12 protein-coding genes are annotated in these 17,327 nt (G+C 69.2%); 6 read left to right on the top strand and 6 right to left on the bottom strand.

All coding sequences use genetic code 11. The features are described from left to right. Positions 1-4: 4 nt before the first annotated feature. The 5 genes from DIZ26_RS00510 to DIZ26_RS00490 all read right to left on the bottom strand — a co-directional run bounded on the left by DIZ26_RS00510 (position 5) and on the right by DIZ26_RS00490 (position 6,384). Positions 5-1,132: a bifunctional RNase H/acid phosphatase gene (locus tag DIZ26_RS00510; RefSeq protein ID WP_112236576.1), complete on the bottom strand. Its 1,128-nt coding sequence runs from the start codon at positions 1,130-1,132 to the stop codon at positions 5-7. After that, on the bottom strand, positions 1,129-1,914 hold the full coding sequence (locus tag DIZ26_RS00505) for a zinc ribbon domain-containing protein (protein WP_232828057.1): 786 nt from the start codon (positions 1,912-1,914) through the stop codon (positions 1,129-1,131). Before DIZ26_RS00505 ends, DIZ26_RS00510 begins: the two co-directional genes overlap by 4 nt. Positions 1,915-2,013: 99 nt before the next feature. Beyond that, positions 2,014-3,462, bottom strand: a complete 1,449-nt coding sequence (locus tag DIZ26_RS00500; RefSeq protein WP_112236575.1) for a hypothetical protein — start codon at positions 3,460-3,462, stop codon at positions 2,014-2,016. Between the two features lie 52 nt (positions 3,463-3,514). Further along, positions 3,515-4,648: a Nif3-like dinuclear metal center hexameric protein gene (locus DIZ26_RS00495; protein WP_112236574.1), complete on the bottom strand. Its 1,134-nt coding sequence runs from the start codon at positions 4,646-4,648 to the stop codon at positions 3,515-3,517. Positions 4,649-4,725: 77 nt separating this feature from the next. Further along, a complete protein-coding gene (locus DIZ26_RS00490; RefSeq protein WP_112236573.1) occupies positions 4,726-6,384 on the bottom strand; it encodes a glycoside hydrolase family 13 protein in 1,659 nt (552 codons plus the stop codon). A gap of 148 nt (positions 6,385-6,532) precedes the next feature. Here DIZ26_RS00490 and DIZ26_RS00485 point away from each other — a divergent pair, with 148 nt between their 5' ends. After that, on the top strand, positions 6,533-7,723 hold the full coding sequence (locus tag DIZ26_RS00485) for an ROK family protein (RefSeq protein WP_112236572.1): 1,191 nt from the start codon (positions 6,533-6,535) through the stop codon (positions 7,721-7,723). An 83-nt stretch (positions 7,724-7,806) separates the two neighbouring features. Next, complete coding sequence (locus DIZ26_RS00480; protein WP_112236571.1) at positions 7,807-8,478, top strand: VOC family protein; 672 nt, start codon at positions 7,807-7,809, stop codon at positions 8,476-8,478. Between the two features lie 19 nt (positions 8,479-8,497). Here the strand turns inward: DIZ26_RS00480 and nagZ are convergent, their stop codons facing one another. Then, positions 8,498-9,988 (bottom strand): beta-N-acetylhexosaminidase, encoded by a 1,491-nt coding sequence (nagZ, locus tag DIZ26_RS00475; protein WP_112236570.1) that lies wholly within the window; start codon positions 9,986-9,988, stop codon positions 8,498-8,500. A gap of 287 nt (positions 9,989-10,275) precedes the next feature. Here nagZ and DIZ26_RS00470 point away from each other — a divergent pair, with 287 nt between their 5' ends. The 4 genes from DIZ26_RS00470 (at position 10,276) to DIZ26_RS00455 (ending at position 17,225) form a co-directional block, all read left to right on the top strand. Then, positions 10,276-14,691: a glycoside hydrolase family 38 N-terminal domain-containing protein gene (locus DIZ26_RS00470; RefSeq protein WP_112236569.1), complete on the top strand. Its 4,416-nt coding sequence runs from the start codon at positions 10,276-10,278 to the stop codon at positions 14,689-14,691. Beyond that, positions 14,688-15,302, top strand: coding sequence for a DUF7158 domain-containing protein (locus tag DIZ26_RS00465; RefSeq protein WP_232828056.1), 615 nt, complete (start codon positions 14,688-14,690; stop codon positions 15,300-15,302). Before DIZ26_RS00470 ends, DIZ26_RS00465 begins: the two co-directional genes overlap by 4 nt. A 10-nt stretch (positions 15,303-15,312) precedes the next feature. After that, the gene (locus DIZ26_RS00460; RefSeq protein WP_112236568.1) at positions 15,313-16,338 is read left to right on the top strand and encodes an ROK family protein; all 1,026 of its coding nucleotides are present in this window, start codon (positions 15,313-15,315) and stop codon (positions 16,336-16,338) included. A 341-nt stretch (positions 16,339-16,679) separates the two neighbouring features. After that, positions 16,680-17,225 carry a hypothetical protein gene (locus DIZ26_RS00455; protein WP_112236567.1) on the top strand — a complete coding sequence of 182 codons (546 nt, stop codon included), beginning with the start codon at positions 16,680-16,682 and terminating at the stop codon, positions 17,223-17,225. Positions 17,226-17,327: the final 102 nt, after the last annotated feature.

Raw genomic sequence — 17,327 nt, 5'->3', positions numbered from 1 at the left:
AGGGTCAGACTAGCGAGGGCTGGAGGTTGAAGGACTTCAGCGACGCCAGGCCGTCGGCGTACCAGTGGATCTCGGTGATGCTCGCGGGCCGCAGTTCCATCCGGAACAGGGACGTCATCGGGGCCTGCAGGACGCCGCGGACCATCAGTTTGATCGGCGTCACGTGGGTGACCACGACGACCGTCTTGCCCGGGTACGCCGCCAGCACCGAGTCGCGCGCGGACCTCGCTCGCCGCGCGCAGGCGTCGAACGACTCGCCACCGGGCGGCGCGACCGACGTCGACTCCATCCACGCGTTGAGTGCCTCCGGCCACTTCTCCTGCACCTCGGCGAACGTGAATCCGTCCCACTCACCGAACGAGCACTCGATCCACGCGTCGTTCACGACCACGTCGAGCCCGAGCGCCCCGGCGACAACGTCCGCTGTCTGCCGCGCCCGCAGCATCGGCGACGAGATCACCGCGTCGACGCCACCAACCTTGGACAGGTACTGCGCGGCCGCGTGCGCCTGCGCAACCCCGGTCTCGCTCAGCGCCGGATCGGCTCCACCGGAACCCGAGAACCGCTTGTCCACGGTGTGCGGCGTCTCGCCGTGCCGCAGAAAGATCAGCTGCGTCGGCGGCTCGGTCTGCGCACCCCAACCACGCATGGCCTTCTGCTGATCGCTCGCCTCGGTCGGTACGGCGGCTGCTGCGGGAGCCGCCTCGCTAGGGTGGCGCGGAACCGGAATGCCGTCGAGCGCCATGTTCGCCAGCGCGTCGGCGGCCGCGTTCTGTGCGCGGGGCACCCAGGTCCACTCGGTCCCGAACGGCGCCAGCGACTGCGCCTTCATCGCCAGCGGCTTCATGTCCGGGTGCTTGATCTTCCACCGGCCGGCCATCTGCTCGATCACCAGCTTGGAGTCCATCCGCACCTCGATCGAGGCATTCGGCGCGTACTCCGCGGCCAGCTCCAGCCCGGCGATCAACCCGCTGTACTCCGCGACGTTGTTGGTCGCGATGCCGATCGTCACCCCGGCCTGAGCGATCACCTTCCCGGTCTCGGGGTCGCGCACCAACGCACCGTACGACGCCGGGCCGGGGTTGCCGCGCGAGCCACCGTCGGCCTCGACGATCACGTGGGTGTAACTCATACGCTGCTTTCCGAAGTACGGACCAGGATGCGGCCGCACTCTTCACAACGCAGTACGGCGTCGGGTGCCGCCGCCTTGAACTTCGTCAGGTCGGACGGCGCCAGCTCCATCCGGCAACCCATGCAGCGCTTGCCGACCAGCGGCGCCGCACCGATCCCGCCGTTGCGCTCACGCAGCTTCTGGTAGGTCGTGATCAGGTCGTCCGGCAGCTCCGCGGCCACGGCCGACCGCTTCTCGCCGAGCACCGAGCGCTGCTCGTCCAGCTCCTTCAGCGCGGCGTCCCTGGTGCTCTCCAGCTCGGCCTGCCGGCCGGCGAACGCGTCGGCCCTCGACCGCAGGTCGGCCTGCACCGCCTCGGCAGCCTCCAGCCGCTCCATCACCTCGAGCTCGGCGTCCTCCAGGTCGGCGATCCGGCGGTCCAGCGAGCCGATCTCGTGCTGCAGGTTTTCCAGGTCGCGCGGCGAGGTGACCGCGCCGGAGTCCAGGCGCTGCTGGTTGCGGGCCTTGCGCTGGCGGACCTGGTCGACATCGCTGTCGGCCTTCTTCTGCTCGCGCTGCAGGTCGCTGACCTCGGTGTCGGCGGTGACGAGTTCGCGGTCGACCACGGACTTCTCCGCGCCGAGCTCGGCCAGGGCCTGGTGCTCGGGCAGCGACTTGCGCTTGTGGGCGACCTGATCCAGCTGCAGGTCGAGATCCTGCAGGTCCAGTAACCGGCGTTGGACGGCGGGCTCGGCGTTCAGGGTCGGCTCCTTATAGCTCAGTTCAGTTGTCAGCTCACCCACCGTCAGAGCCGCGAGGTCCAGGCGTCGGTGCAGAGCGTCGAGATGTGAGTGTCCACGGTACTGCCCCGAGCTCGCAAGGCAGCAATCCACCTGCCGTGGTCAGAAGAACTGGCTGACGATCTCGGTGGCCAGCGGCTGGAGATCCTTCGTGCGTGTCGTGTCGAGCCGGCCGGTGCGGCCTTTCGAGAACGCGAAGTCGAGCTCCAGGAAGACCCCTTGCCCGCAGTCGACCACCAGCACGTTTTCGGTCGCGCCGGTCTTGAGCTTCGCCTCGCGACCCGCGATCTTCGGCGACTGGAGGTCCGACTGGTAGGCGAGCGACGACTGGTTGCCGATGCCCACGACCACCTGGAGGCGATGTGTCTGCTCCACGTACGTGCAGCTCTCGTCGCGCGTGGTCACCGGCTGGAGACCGGCTCCGAGGAGCCTGCCGACGGCGGCCGTACTGACCGCGCAAACCACATTGGGATCCGCCTTTGCTCGCCGGAGAATCTCCGCGGCACCGTTCGGCGCATCCACCGGCACGTAAGGCTGGCACGGTGTCCGGTCATCGAGGTTCAGGTCCACGCAGGCGCCCGGCCGAGGTGAGTCAGGTTCGTCCGCGCGCAGGTACAAGGGGTACTGCGCCGGGGCACGCTTCGGTGCCGGACCGGCGAGAAGCGTCTGGGCCTTCTTGACCAGCTGCTGTCCTGCGGCGCAAGTCGGCGCAGTGATGTCGACCCGGATCCGGTCGTTCGGCGCCGGCTGCCCGGAAAGTCCCTGGTCCCACGTCAAGCTGCACTCCTTGTACTCGTCCACCCCGACCGTCCGGCCGCCGATCCGCAGCGTCTTCTTGAACGCCTTCAGCCCGGTCCCGTACCAGATGCCGAGGCTCGCGGTACGGCCGCTGCATCCGTCGACGAAGTCCGATGAGGCGCCGCCGAGCTGCAGCGATCCGACCGGCTGACCGAGGATCGCGCTCAGTACGGCACAACCGCTCCAGCCCGCCAGCGGTACGTGCGCCGGAGTGCCCGCCTTGGTCAGCACCGCAACGGCCGCCGCCGCGAAGGCATCGGCCTCACGGCAAGCGGATTCGGGTCGCGTGAACTTCGTGGAACTGAAGAAGCGGATCGAGTAGTCGAAGGACACCGGCATCCAGACCGTGCACTCGTCGTCGAAGCGCTGCCGGTAGATCCGGGCCCCGCGCACCTCGCCGAGCTCCCACCCGAACCGTTTGCTCCGGTCACCCCACGCGCCGAGTTCGGCGCGGATCAAGGCGTGCTGTCCCTCGATCTCGCAGCCGTGCGGACCGGTTCTGCTGATGGTCGCCTTGCCGAGGCTCGGCGCCTTGGTGGGATCGAGCAGCCTGCAGGCGTCGATGCCGGTCAATGTCGAGACGACCCTGGCGAGGTCGCGGTCCTTGGGAACCGCTGCCTTCGGGTGCGACACGGAGGGCAGGCCGGCCGGCGTACCGGTCGGCTGTGGGCTCGCCTCCGGCTTCTCGGCGGGTCCGCAGGCGGACAGCAGACCGGCCAGCACCAGCGCGACGGGCCCCAGACGCACGTTCATGGGCGCCACCCTAGAGCCGTTCGGGTCTAGTCCAGCCTGGTTCAACTGGCTTTCAGAAGCGCGCGGTCCAGGCGTCCGTGCAGATCGTCGACACCGTCGTGTCGATCCTGAATCCCCGCTCGGCGAGACCTTCTGTGACCAGCCGCTCGGCGTCCTCGAGCCACGGCCACTCGCTGGCCCAGTGCGCGACGTCGACCAGCGCCGGGCCTTCGTCGTACGCACGCGCCTCGGTCGCCGGGTGATGCCGAAGGTCGGCCGTCACGTACGCATCGACCCCCGCGGCCCGGACCCGGTCGAACTCGGAGTCGCCCGCTCCCCCGACGACAGCCACGGATTCGATCCGCCGCTGCGGATCACCCGAAACCCGTACGCCGTGCTCCGTCCGCGGCAGGTTCGCAGCCACCGTCGCAGCGAACTCCTCGAGTGCCAGCGGTTCAGCCAGTACGCCGATCCGCCCGCCGCCGAGATCGCTCGGCAACGCGGCCAACTCAAAGATGTCGAACGCGGGCTCCTCGTACGGATGCGCACTCCTGATCGCCTCGACCGCCGCCCGCCGGCGATGCCGCGGCAGCACCATCTCCACGCGCGACTCCGGCACAACCTCGATCTCGCCCACCTTGCCGATCGCCGGATTCGCACCTTCGAGCGGGCGGAACGTGCCTTCGCCGGCCGACGTCCACGCGGCACGGTCGTAGTCGCCGATCTTCCCGGCACCAACGGCCGCGAGAGCGTCGATGACCTTCTGGGTGTCGTCGACCGGCACATAGACGACGAGCTTGTCCATCGGATCCTGCGGCAAGGCCTTCAGCGGCCGGGTGTCCTGCAGGCCGAGCTTCCGGGCGAGGGCGTCGCTCACGCCGGGGTTCGCGTTGTCCGCGTTGGTGTGGCAGACGTGCAGCGCGGTTCCGCTCTTGATCAGGTCGTGAATGACCTTGCCCTTGGGCGTGGTCGCCGCGACGCTGTTCACGCCGCGGAGCAGCAGCGGATGGTGGGTGACGAGCAGGTCGAAGTTCGCACCGATCGCCTCGTCGACGACCACTCGCATCGGGTCGACCGCGAACAGGATCTTCCGCACCGGCTGGTCGAGGTCCCCGGTCACGAGCCCGACCGCGTCCCAGCTCTCCGCCCAGGCAGGGTTGTACAACTCGTCGAGGACGGCCAGCACATCACCAAGTCTCGGTTCCACGCCACCATCCTGCCGCGTCGAGGCGCGAGACGGCCGCAGGGGGCAGCCGCCTCGCGTCGCGTAGTACGCGATATTGCCTAGATGAGCCAGGCGGTCGTGTCGGACGGGAGCTTGTCGCCTTCCAGCGGGCCGCTGGACAGGACGACCGCGCCCTCGGGCAGCTCGATCGGGGCGGCGCCGAAATTGGTGACCGACTGCCAGCCGCCCGGGCGCTTGAAGTGCAGGGCCCACTCCACGCCGTCGACCCACTCGAGGCCTTCGCTGGTCTGCAGACCACGGCGTACGGCGAGGGCCTTGCGGTAGAGACTCAGCGTCGATCCGGGGTCTCCTTCCTGCGCCTCCACGGAGTACTGACCGAACCACGTCGGCTGCAGCAGGTGCGACCCGCCCGCGCCGAAGCCGAACGACAACCCGCCGATCGTCCAGGGCAGCGGCACACGGCAACCGTCACGACCCTTCTCGGCGCCCTTCGACCGGAAGTACGCCGGGTCCTGCAGGCTCGCCGCCGGCAACTCGCCGACCTCCTGCAGCCCGAGCTCCTCACCCTGATACAGGTACGCCGAACCGGGCAGCGCCAGCATCAACAGAACCGCCGCCCGCGCCCGCCGCAGCCCTTGTACTACGTCGACTGTGGGCTCCGTGCCGTTGCTGAGCAGCCACGCCTTGCCGTCCTGCCAGGCGCCCTCCGGATCGTTCGGCAGCCCGTACCGCGTGGCGTGCCGGACGACGTCGTGGTTCGAGAAGACCCAGGTGCTCGACGAGCCGTTCTCCTCGGCGAGCGCCAGGTTCTCCTCGATCACCTTGCGAAACTTGCCGTAGTCCCAGTCCGCCTGGAGCAGATCGAAGTTGAAGGCCTGGCCGAGGCCGTCTGCACTCGCGTACCGCGCGCGGCGGGCGGCCGGCACGAACGCCTCGGCCACCGCCGAGCGGGGCGGGTCGTACTCGTTGAGCACCTTGCGCCACTCGGTGTAGATCTCGTGCACCTCGTCGCGGTCCCACAGCGGGTGCAGGCCGTTGGACTCGGACTGGCGCGGCAGGGTGGTCTTCGAGGGCAGCGGCTCACTGAGGTCCTTGACCAGCGCGTGCGCGACATCGATCCGGAAACCGTCGACGCCGCGGTCCGACCAGAACCGCAGGGTGGTCAGGAAGTCTGCGCGGACCTCCTGGTTGTGCCAGTTGAGGTCGGGCTGCTCGGCCGCGAAGAGGTGCAGGTACCACTGTCCGTCATCAGTCCGGGCCCAGGCGGAACCACCGAAGACGGAGTCCCAGTCGGACGGCGGCTCTGCGCCATCCGGGCCGGTCCCGTCGCGGAAGATGTACCGGTCGCGTTCAGGTGAGCCCGGTTGTGCGGCCAGGGCCTCGCGGAACCACTCGTGCCGGTTCGAGGTGTGGTTGGGGACGATGTCGACGATCAGCTTGATGCCTGCGGTGTGCAGCGCCTCGACCAGTTCGTCGAAGTCGGACAGCGTGCCCAGCCGGGGGTCCACGTTGCGGTAGTCGTCGACGTCGTACCCGCCGTCGGCCAGGGCGGACGGGTAGAACGGGCTCAGCCAGACGGCGTCGATGCCCAGCTCGATCAGGTACGGGACCCGGCTGATGATGCCCTGCAGATCGCCCACGCCGTCGGCGTCGGAGTCGGCGAAGCTGCGCGGGTAGATCTGGTAGACGACGGCCTGCCGCCACCAGTCGGGGTCGGACGATGCGCGTGCGGGGATCACCTGATCTGTGCTGGTCAAGAGCGCCTCACTCGGTTGGTCCCGGCGACCGGCGGTCCGGCGGTGTTTCCGGCGGATGGCGGCGGGGTTGCCGGTTGATTTATATAGACTCTAAATTTAGATTCTGCAGTATTGTGCGCGGGCGGTTGCGAGGAGGTCAAGGGGGAAAATGACGAAGACGTCGGCGGCCACACCACCGCTGTTACGCAGGGTCAACGCGGGCAAGTTGCTCGGCGTGCTGTCGAGCACCGGCGTGATGACCGGTACCGGCCTGATCGAGGCCACCGGGCTGACCCGCGCGACGGTGCATGCCGTCTGCAACGACCTGATCGCGATGGGCTGGGTGGTCGAACACGACCCCGGCCGCGACGACAGTATGGTCGGCCGGCCGTCGCGACGGTTCGAGTTCAACAGTCACGCAGGGTATGTGCTCGGGATCGACGTGGGCGCGGCCAAGACGACCGTGCTGCTGGCGGATCTGCGCGGGGAGACGGTGGCGAAGGCCGGGCGGTCGTTCCAGCCGTCCACTTCTGCCGCCGAGCGCACGTCGCATGTGCACGACGCGGTCGCCGAAGCGTTGTCCGTTGCGGGGATCACGGACGCCTCGGTGCTCGCGGCAGGAGTAGGCGTCGCCGCGCCGGTGGATCGGGACGGCAACATCCTGGTCGACGACGAGTTCTGGCGGCAGTTCGACACCGGGCTGACCTCGCGGCTGACGTCGTTGCACGGCTGGCCGGTGCTGCTGGAGAACGACGCGAACCTGGCAGCACTGGGCGAACACTGGCGCGGCGAGGCGCGTGGCGTCGACGACCTCGTCGTACTGCTGGCCGGTGAACGGTTCGGGTCCGGGCTGATGGATTCCGGCCGGCTCTTGCACGGCAGCCGCGGCGGGGCCGGCGAGATGGTGTATCTCAAGCTCGTCGAAGGCGTCGGCGATACGCACGGCATCGCCCGGATCGCCCGTGAACAAGGGATTGCCGCGGTCGCCGCCTCCGCTCCCACCCGGCTCCGGGAACTGCCCGGGCCGGTCACCGCCGAACTCGTCTTCGCCGCCGCGGCCGACGGCGACAAAGTTGCCCAAGGCATCCTTCACGACATCGCCACCCGGACCGCCCGGGTGATCGCCACCCTCGGCATCGTCTTCAACCCGGCCCTGGTGGTCATCGGCGGCGCCGTGGCCTCCGCCGCACGCTCGCTCCTCCCCCAGATCGAAGCCGACCTGGCCACCTTCACCGCCACCCCGCCCCGCGTCACCACGTCATCCCTGGGCGACGCGATCGTCGGCGTCGGCGCGGTCCGCCACGCCCTCAACTACGTCGAAACCCACGCCCTCGACCTAGACCTCGCCCCGCGCCCCTGACCAACGATCCGAGGGCTGGCGGGAAGGCAAGGTGGAAAGAAACAATCGCCAGGTGCAAGTTTGTTTCCACTCGGGAGGCCCGCATGAGTGAGCAGGGGTGGCGCGAGTTCTTGACGGCCGACGGCCTGGACGACTGGGTGGTGTTGCACGGCGGCGCGGTTGCTGTCTTCAGGACCCAGTCGTTGAGCGATGCCGCCCGCCTTGCGGTGGCGATCGCAGAGACCTCCGGCGTCGAAGGCTCGGGCGTCCGGCTCTCAATCGACGGCGAGCAGCTCGGTGTGCGGTTGAATCGCGGCGTCTGGAAGCTGGAGGCCGGCCACATCGAGCTCGGGCGGGCGATCTCGGCGACTGCGCGGGAGTTCGGTGCCGTCGCCGATCGGGCGAGTGCGCAGGAAGTCTCGCTGGCGATCGCGGCCAAACCCGAGTCGATCGAAGTCGGCTTCTGGCGCGCCGCGCTCGGATACTCGCCGCTGGACGACGACAACGCCATCGATCCGCTCGGCCACGGCTCCACTGTCTGGATGCAGGAACTCAACCCGGACAAGCCTCTGCGGCACGCGATGCATATCGACGTGTCCGTCGCTCGCGAACACGTCGAGGCCCGCGTTGCGGCCGCCCTGGCTGCCGGCGGACGCATCGTCGACGACTCCGAAGCCCCCCGCAGCTGGATCCTCGCAGACCGAGCCGGCAACCGCCTGTGTATCTGCGGCTGGCCAGACGGTTCCACCTTGCCCGAGCTCACTGAGTCGCGTTGACTCCTTGGGCACAGCCGGCTCAGGGTTGTCTGGTGAGCGCCTTGGCCACCTCTTCGAGTACGACGAGGTTGCGGCCGTAGGTAACGGCGGTGGGGACTGCGGCGGGGACGAGGGCGCGGTCTTCGGGGATACCGGTGCAGAGGACGAAGACGTCGCCTTCGTGGCTCTGGAGCAGGTGGTCGAGGGCGGCGCGCATCCACGGCGTACGGACTGCGTCCTGGAGGGCGACGACCAGGGGACGGCCGATGGCGGCGTTCTGGGCGGTGGCGAGGGCGGCGGAGTCCTCGCCGCGGAGGACGACGCCGTCCGAGGCCGGCGCGACGCGGGCGAAGACCTCGGGAAGGCCACTGAAATAAGGGTTCCAGGCGGGGTGCAGCCCCTGGGTCAGATCGACCACGTACGGCGAACTGCCGAGCGCCGGGAACTCCTGGCGGGCAACGATCCGGGCGGCCACCTCGCGCACCGGGGCACCGTCGAGACCGGCGGCCCGGTTGCGCGTCGCCAACGAGGCGGCGAGCGAACGGACGCGGCCGGCGGCGTCGGCGAGGCGCGCCTCGTCGAGCGTTCCGTTGCCGACGGCATCGACCAGGCGGGCGGTCAGCGCTTGCGGGTCCGCTTCGCCGATCGCGATCATCGCGAGGTCGGCGCCGGCCCGGATCGAGGCGACGGTGGCGTCCTCGATCGACTGGGTCGCCGTGATCGCCTGCATCTCCAGGGCATCGGTGGTGATCACACCGGTGAAGCCGAGTTCCTCGCGGAGCAGGCCGTGCAGGATCCGCCGGGACAAGGTGGCCGGCTGGTCGTCGTACGCCGAGAAGACGATGTGGGCGCTCATGATGACGTCGGCGCCCGCGTCGATGGTGGCTTTGAACGGGGCGAGTTCGACGGCGGTGACCTGTTCGATCGAGCGGTCGACGCGGGGCAGCGCGAGGTGTGAGTCGACGGCGACGTCGCCGTGGCCCGGGAAGTGCTTCGGGCAGCCGGCGATCCCGGCGTCGCGGACACCCTCCAGGAAGGCGACGCCGTGCCGGGCGACGACGGCTGCCGTCGTACCGAAGGAGCGGGTGGAGATCACCGGGTTCGCCGGGTTGCTGTTGACGTCGACGGACGGCGCGAGCATCAGGTCGATGCCGAGCGAGGCCAGCGTGGCGGCCGCGTCGCGGGCCGAGGAGCGGGTCAGGTCGAGGTCGTCGAGTTCGCCGAGGGAGCGTGGTGAGGCGAGCGGCCAGGGGTTCGCCGGGGCGAGGTGGCTGAACTCGCCGCCCTCGTGGTCGATCGCGATCAGCAGATCGGGGCGTTCGGAGCGCAGTACGGCGGTCAGCGCGGAGACCTGCTCGGCGTCGACGACGTTGCGGGTGAAGAGGATGACGGCGCCGAGTCCGGCCGCGACCGCACGGCGGAGCTCGTCCGGAGCGGTCGTCCCGTTGAACCCGACGATCAGCGCACCGGCGGCATCCCGATCCAGCGACTGCGGCGGCGGGGCGGCGAAGGTCCTCAACTGTTCACTCATCTGCCCACCCTCTCCCGCTTCCGTACCCCGCCGCCACCCGGCGTCCATCACACAGCCGACCGCGACCAAGCGCGGACCAATGCTGTGGCGGGGTGTGACGAAGCGCGTGGAAATCGGGCGGTTGAGAAGTCTGGAGGCTATCGTTGTCAGCGTTTGTCAGGGCATATCTCAGGCGGTGACCTGCGCGTTCACCGGGGATTAGGTCCTGTTTCCTCTCGCTCAATGACCCGGTTACGGATAACGTTGTCTCCCGACCTGTCCGCCGCTTTCGACGGAGCTCCATCACCGTGACTGTGCAGATCACCCGCGTGTCCTCACCCGAGTTGTTCGTCGGCCACGACGACGACCCGCGCCAGGTGCTGCGGATCGAGCTCGACCGCTCCGCCGCCGACGGCGCGTTCACCGTGCAGGTCGCGGGCGACGGCGTCTCCGGTACTACGGAGGTTCCGGCCGGCGACGGCGCCACCCTGCTGGAGGTGCCACTCGAGGTCAGCCCGGCACTGCGTACGCAGTACGGGACCTCTGTTGACGCCACGGTGACGGTGATAGCGGGCGACCGTGAGCTGGCGGCCGACAGTGGGCAGGTCACCATCGCGGAGCCGGGCTGGACGATGGTGATGGTGTCGCACTTCCACTACGACCCGGTCTGGTGGAACACACAAGCGGCGTACACGACAGGCTGGGACCTGCTCGGTGCGGACGGCACGACCCGACCCGTCTACACCCACAACGCCTTCAGTCTGGTCGACGCGCACCTCAAGCTCGCGCTGCGCGACCCGGCGTACTGCTTCGTGCTGGCTGAGCTGGACTACCTCAAGCCGTACTTCGACACCTTCCCCGAGCACAGGTCCGTACTGCGGCGCCTGATCGCCGAGGGCCGCGTGGAGATCATCGGCGGCACCTACAACGAGCCGAACACCAACCTGACCGGCGCGGAGACGACCATCCGCAACATCGTGTACGGCGTGGGCTACCAGCGCGACATCCTCGGCGGTGACCCGCAGAACGCGTGGCAGCTCGATGTGTTCGGGCACGACCCGCAGTTCCCTGGGTATCTCGCCAAGGCGGGGCTGACGGGCAGTGCGTGGGCCCGTGGCCCGTTCCACCAGTGGGGACCGCTGCGACAGGCCTGGAGCGACCCGAGGTCCGGCAGCGCCACAGTGATGCAGTTCCACAGCGAGTTCGAGTGGATCAGCCCCAGCGGTGACGGCGTACTCACCCACTACATGCCCGACCACTACGGCTCCGGCTGGGAGCTGCAGCACGCACCGAACGTGACGGCGGCCGGCGAAACGGCGTACGAGCTGTTCGCGCGGCTGAAGACCGTCGCGGCAACCAAGAACGTCTTGCTGCCGGTCGGCGACGACTACTCGCCGCCGAGCACGTGGATCACCGCGCTGCACCACGACTGGGCAGAGCGTTATGCGTGGCCGAAGTTCGTCTGCGGAACGACGAAGCAGTTCATGGATCGCGTGCGGACCGAGCTGGACGAGTCCGGGCGCAAGCCGTCGCCGCAGTCGCGGGACATGAACCCGATCTACACCGGCAAGGACGTCTCGTACATCGACACCAAGCAGGCCCAGCGTGCTGCCGAGGTCGCTGCCGTCGATGCCGAGAAGCTGGGCACGTACGCCGAACTGCTCGGGCTCGGCCGGTTCGCGGAGGCTTCGCTGGACAAGGTCTGGCGCCAGCTCGCGTACGGCGCGCACCACGACGCGATCACCGGTTCGGAGTCGGACCAGGTCTACATCGACCTGCTGACCGGCTGGCGGGAGGCGCACGACCTCTCCGACGCGGCACGGTCCGCCGCCTTGGAGGCGTTCGCGGCGCGGATAGACACGAGCACCTTCGGCTCGGACGCAGTCGTCGTCACCAACACGTTGTCGTTCACCCGCACCGACCTCGTTTCCCTCCCAGTGGAAGGCGATGTGAGGGTGCTGACGGCCGACGGCATCGAGGTGCCGTCGGTCGTGGACGGTGGTCGGCTGACGTTCCTCGCCGAGGACGTGCCGTCGCTGGGATGGCGCACCTACCAACTGACCGCCGGTACTGCGGGGTCGTGGGGGCCGGGCGACTCTGCGGATGCTGTCGAGAACGAGTTCTTCCACGTGACGGTCGATCCGTCGCGAGGTGGCGCGGTCAGCTCGATCCTGGAGAAGCGGTCCGGACGTCAGGTACTGAAGGGCCTCGGCAACGAGCTTCGCGTCTACGAGGAGTACCCGGATCACCCGCGATTCGGTGAAGGGCCGTGGCATCTCACCCCGTCCGGGCCGGTGGTCGGTTCGTCCGAGGCGCCCGCGAAGGTGCTCACCCAGAGCGGGCCGCTCGGCAGCAGGGTGGTGAGCCGCGGCGAGGTGGACGGGATCGCGTACGAGTCCGTGATCACCTTGTACACCGGGCTCGACCGGGTCGAGTTCACCACCCGGATCCTCGACCACGCCCAGTCGGATCGGCTCGTCCGGGTGAAGTTCCCCGCCGACGTACCAGGCGCGCTGCCGTTGAGCGAGGTCGCCGGCGCCGTGGTGGGTCGCGGCTTCGGCCTGATCGACGTCGACAGCGAGCAGGCGCCGTGGACGCTGGACAATCCCGCGAACACCTGGTTCGGGCTCGGCTCGACCGCTCGGATCTCCCTCCTCGATGCTGAGGGCAACGAGATCGGCACCCGCCCGATGGCGGTCGCGGAGATCGTCGTACCGGACGACACCGAACCGGCCGAGGTCCGTGACCTGGTCGTCGCACTCGCCCGCGTCGGCGTCACCGCCACCACCTCGCTGGCCGGCGGCTCCCGCTACGGCAACCTCAAGGTCGACTCCAACCTCCCCGACCTCCGCATCCTCGTCGGCTCCAACCCCCTGACAGATTCTCTCCTGAGGAAGAGCCCCAACAGCGCCGCAGGCGCTCGAGCCGGCGCGGGCACGACGGCGGGCAGCGCCGCAGGCGGTGGAGCCGGTGCGGGCGCGACGGCGGGCAGCGCCGCAGGCGGTGGCGTGCAGGCGAGAGTCGGCGCAAGCACGCCTGGGGCGAACGGCGCCGGAGGCGCTGGAGCTGCGGCGTACTTCGTTCCGGCTGAGACTGCGTTGGCTGAGGTGTGGCAGCCGAATGCTGACGTGCGGGGAGTGCGGGCGATCTCGGCGTTGGTGTTGCCTGATGCGGCTGCTGTGGAGCGGGCCGTGGCCGAGTTGGCGGAGGCTCGGATCAGCGCGACTGTGGTGGGTGACGGCGTCGTCGAGGAGTTCGTCGACGCGACCGTTGCGTTGCTGACCTATGGGCTGCCTGGGTTCGCAGTGGATGCGACCGGCGCTCTGCACGCATCGCTGCTGCGGTCCTGCAGCGGCTGGCCGGCGGGGATCTGGATCGACCCGCCGCGTCGGTCGACACCCGACGGCTCGTCGTTCCAGCTGCAGCACTGGACCCACGAGTTCCGGTACGCGTTGACGGCGGGCGACGGCGACTGGCGCGCACAGCACCTGCCGTCGCGCGGCCAGGAGTTCTCCTCACCGTTGCTAGCGGCAACCACCACCGCACACGACGGCCTGCTGCCCGCCGCCCATTCCCTCCTCCAGGTATCCCCCGAACGAGACGTCCTCGTCTCCACCGTCAAGCCCGCCGGAAACCCGATCGCCCACGGTTCCGGTACGCCGTCCGACCCGCGCGAGGGCGTCACTCTTCGCCTGATCGAGGCCACCGGCCTCGGCGCGACAGCGACCATCACCTCCGCCGTTCCCATCACCGGCGCCTGCCACGCGGATCTTCTCGAACACCGAGGCGCACCCCTGAATGTTGCTGATGGCAAGCTCACGGTCGACCTGGCCGGCTCCGCGGTCGACACCTTCGTCCTCGACGTCGAGTCCACCGAACCGGCCGGGCCCGCCGTCCTCGGCCGGCCAGCCGAGGTCGCCCAGCCGTCATACTCGCGCTACTGGCTGCACAACCGCGGCCCGGCCCAGATGGGTTTCCTGCCCGTCAGCCTCTCGGTCTCCCCCACCATCGCCCGCACCGCCGGTAAGCCTTTCGAGGTCGAACTGGTGATCGCCAACCAGTACGTCGATTCCGTTGCCGAGGGCACCCTCACGCTCGACCTGCCGCCCGGCTGGACCTCGGACCAACCAAACGTCCAGATCGAGCTCGAGCCGGGCGGTTACGTCCGCCACCTCGCCAAAGTCACGCCGGCCGACTCCGAACCCGGGCAGTATTTCGTCGCGGCTCGCGTGACCACCCGAACGGACGAGCTGGCCGGCGGCGCCGGAGTACAGACGGTCGAGGATGTCGTCACCGTGTTCGTCGGCGACAGCCCCGAACTCAAAGCGACGATCGGTTTCGCACTGCCACCCACCGAGCCACCCGAGCACGGATCCGGTGCCGTCGAAGGCGAACCGGGACGGCCCACCGGCTTGACCGTGACGCCATCGACCGAGGACCTGCGGCTGACACCTGGCACCACGCAGACCCTCGAGCTCACGTTCGCGAACAACACCTTCTCGGAGATCCGGGCCGAGCTGCAGCTTGCCTCGCCGTACGGGACCTGGTCTTGGCTGCCCGAGCCGGTGCAGGCGGTCGTAGTACCGCCCAGGTCGTCGGTAGTCGTACCGGTGCCAGTCGTGGCGCCCGCGGATGCCACGCCGGCTCATGCGTGGGTGCTGCCGAAGGTGATGTGGTTCGGGCGGGCGCAGTACGCACCGACCGTCCGGCTGGAGATCTCGTGACGGCCACCCTCCAGCACGGCCATGGTCACGGTCACGGCGCAGAGCACGCGCCGCCGGAGGTGATGGGCTATCTGAACGGCCGGCCCGTACCGCGGGTGTTGCTCGACGACCGCCTTGCGACCCTCCGCGCCAGTGATGCTGCCTGCGTACTCCCCCGGCAGGACAGTCGAGAAGGGCGTCAGCTCGCCCGCTGGGTCGCCCAGGTCGTCCTCACCGAGCAGCTGTGCATCGACGAACTGGCACGCCGCGAGGACGTAGTACCGCAACCCCCCGCGAAGCCTTTGGACGTCTCCACCGCGATCGCGGTCGGCTCGATCACCGCCGCCGCCATCGCCTGCTCAGAGCCCGTACGCCGGTTGGCCGCTCTGGTCAGCCAGGACGTGCGGATCCCCCGCGCTCAGCTCGAGTACGCGGCAGACGTTCTCGGAGAGGAGCCGCCGAGCGACCCCGACGTACCGGTGGCTCGCTGGCACGCCGAGTTGCTGGACAGTGCCCGGCTGGAGTCGTTCGCTCGCTGGCTGAACGCGGCCATGTACGAACGGGTGCGGCTGGTGCACGGCCTCGAGCACCCGGGCGACAGCTCGCAACCTGACAATCTGCACCGGCACTGACGGGGGGACCATGAGCGACGAGGCAGTGACCGTACTCGGCATCGACATCGGCGGCACGAAGATGGCCGCCGCGATCGTTTCCGCCGACGGCCGGCTGGTCCGCGAGGACCGGATCCCGACGCCGGCCGGCGACGCCGACCAGGTGTTCGCCGCGTTGAGTGAGCTGATCGACCGGGTCCGTGACGACGCTACGCCGGCGGCCGTCGGGATCGGGTCGGCCGGGCCGCTCGACCAGGAGTACGGTCTGGTCTCGCCGGTGAACATCGGTGGCTGGCGGAACTTCCCGCTGGTGGACCGGGTACGCGACCTGGTCGGCGGCGTACCGGTCAGGCTCGGGGTCGACGGTCACTGTTTCGCGCTCGGCGAGTTCTGGACCGGGGCCGGACGCAGCGTCGACAACCTGCTCGGCATCGTGGTGTCGACCGGAGTCGGTGCCGGTCTCGTGCTCGACGGGAAGCCGCTACTCGGTCAGTCGGGCAACGCGGCCCACCTCGGTCACATGGTGGTGGACCTCGATGGCGAAGCGTGTGCGTGTGGGTCGTACGGCTGCGTCGAGACCTACGCCAGCGGGCCGCGAATGGTGGCCCGGGCGAAGCGGCGCGGGTGGCGAAGCGGCGAGGTCGTCGACGCGGCTGTGTTGTCCGCCGACGCGGCCGCCGGTGACGAGATCGCACTCGCGGTCTTCGACGACGGCGCCCAAGCGCTTGCCGCAGGCATCGTCGCGACGGCGGTCACCGTGGACCTCACCACGGTGGTGATCGGCGGCGGTGTGGCGAAGGCCGGGGCGGTGTTGTTCGACCCGGTTCAGCGGTGGGTGAAGCGATTCGCCCAGTTACCGTTCGTCGCCGAGTTGACCGTCGTACCGGCGCAGCTGCCCAATGCCGGCCTGATCGGGGCCGCCCGGCTCGGCTGGGACGCACTGAAACCGGCCGGTCTCGCAACTGCCGGACAATCTGACAGTAGCCCGCGACCGGGTGCCAGATCCGGCAACGATCCCAGGTTCGGGCAACCAACGACGGTGGATGCCTCCGGGTAGGCGCGTCCGGCAGTTGGCTCCACCGTCACCGTCCTGACACGGTGAGCAACCCTCGCACACAGCCGATCCGTGCGGAAAAGGGTCTCCCGAGCAATTTTGTGCAGTTTTTACTCAATTGCCGAAAACCCTGTAACGATCGGCCCTGCCCACGCGATGCAACGGATGGATGGGGTGGGGGCACGTCATCCAAGGGCAATCAGGGGGGCCTGCATGCCAGGGATTGACCGTACGCGTGTGCGGCGGAAGGGCGACCTTCCGCCGCCCGCGCGTGCAAAGCAACGGAGGCACGCACGTCCACCAGCATCGTCGCGCGCGATGCACGACCGTAGGGACAGGTCCAGATGGACGTCGTAGTACTCCTGATCTTCGCCGTTTTCTTCACCGTCCTCGTCGGCCTGACGATGACGGGGAACGGCCGGTTACGCGCTGCTGTGCGCCGGCCACGTTTCTTCCAGCTGGTGGTCGTGCTCGCGGCCCTCGCCACTGTCCCCGTCGACCTGTACGCCGTGATCAACGGCACGGTCGGTCCGGGCGGCGCGGCGATCGAGGACGTCGCGGGCCGCCTGCTGCTGTTGAACGTCGCCGCGTCGTGCGGCGTCGCGGCCCTGCACGAGGCCCTCCGGGGCCAGGCCATCTCGTCGGCACCGGCCTCGGACGACTCCGAGGTCGAGGAACCGCTGCGGATGGGCGTGCTGGGCTGGACAGGCCCATTGATCGCGCTGGGCGTGGTCACCGTCGTGATCGCGCTCGGGTCGTTGGGGAACGGACCCGAGCTCGGCAACGTCGGACCCGTCTGGGCCTGTTATTCCCTGCTCATCTGCGTGATCAGCGCCTTCGCGCTGCTGCGCCGAAGGGCCGGGAGTGCGATCGATCCTCGGGAGGGATGAGGATCGACGCGGGTTCTGCACCGCGGACGGTGGGCCGGTGGCTGCGGGAGGGCCGCCGCCGGGGCAACACCCCCGTCCACGGTGCAGAACCGACGTCCCGTG

The organism is Kribbella monticola, from assembly GCF_003261635.1.
Taxonomy (GTDB): Bacteria; Actinomycetota; Actinomycetes; order Propionibacteriales; family Kribbellaceae; genus Kribbella; species Kribbella monticola.
Note: the sequence above shows the minus strand (reverse complement) of the source record. Positions and strands in the feature narration are given on the sequence as shown.

What these genes read in the sequence shown, in the direction of transcription:
- DIZ26_RS00485 (WP_112236572.1), top strand. Translation starts at nt 6,533, where the DNA reads ATGACGAAGACGTCGGCGGCCACACCACCGCTGTTACGCAGGGTCAAC.
- DIZ26_RS00510 (WP_112236576.1), bottom strand. Translation starts at nt 1,132, where the DNA reads ATGAGTTACACCCACGTGATCGTCGAGGCCGACGGTGGCTCGCGCGGC.
- nagZ (WP_112236570.1), bottom strand. Translation starts at nt 9,988, where the DNA reads ATGAGTGAACAGTTGAGGACCTTCGCCGCCCCGCCGCCGCAGTCGCTG.
- DIZ26_RS00455 (WP_112236567.1), top strand. Translation starts at nt 16,680, where the DNA reads ATGGACGTCGTAGTACTCCTGATCTTCGCCGTTTTCTTCACCGTCCTC.
- DIZ26_RS00500 (WP_112236575.1), bottom strand. Translation starts at nt 3,462, where the DNA reads ATGAACGTGCGTCTGGGGCCCGTCGCGCTGGTGCTGGCCGGTCTGCTG.
- DIZ26_RS00460 (WP_112236568.1), top strand. Translation starts at nt 15,313, where the DNA reads ATGAGCGACGAGGCAGTGACCGTACTCGGCATCGACATCGGCGGCACG.
- DIZ26_RS00480 (WP_112236571.1), top strand. Translation starts at nt 7,807, where the DNA reads ATGAGTGAGCAGGGGTGGCGCGAGTTCTTGACGGCCGACGGCCTGGAC.